The sequence below is a fragment of the Pseudomonas baetica genome, assembly GCF_019733355.1.
GTDB classification, from domain to species: domain Bacteria; phylum Pseudomonadota; class Gammaproteobacteria; order Pseudomonadales; family Pseudomonadaceae; genus Aquipseudomonas; species Aquipseudomonas baetica_A.
Map to the genome: position 1 here is coordinate 1 of NZ_JAIHLQ010000148.1, position 406 is coordinate 406.

The following is a 406-nucleotide window of genomic DNA, read 5'->3' on the forward strand; positions in this document are numbered from 1 at the left end:
TACGACCCGGTCGGCAATATCACCCGCATTGAAGACCACGCCTTCCAGCCGGTGTGGTTTGCCAACCAGCTCATCGAGGGTCACCGTGATTTCTGCTACGACTCGCTGTACCGACTGACCTGCGCCACCGGCTATGACGACGGCCCGCTCTCGGACATTCCCGGCCTGCCGCAACCGACCGACCCGAACAACCGCCTCAACTACACCCAGACCTATGAGTACGACCCCGGTGGAAACCTGATCAAGTTGTGCCACGTACGGGCCGGAGCCAATCACACCGTCCAGATGTGTATCGACTCGACCAGCAACCGCGGCGTGCGCTGGAAACCGGGCGACCCGCCCCCTGACTTCGACAAGCTGTTCGACCGCCACGGCAATCTGCAGACGCTGGCTACCGGGGACATGC

Annotated in this window: 1 pseudogene; it reads left to right on the top strand. The window is 62.6% G+C overall.

Annotated features, from left to right (window positions below):
• A pseudogene (locus tag K5E40_RS34495) lies at positions 1-406 on the top strand (toxin); the annotation flags it as partial.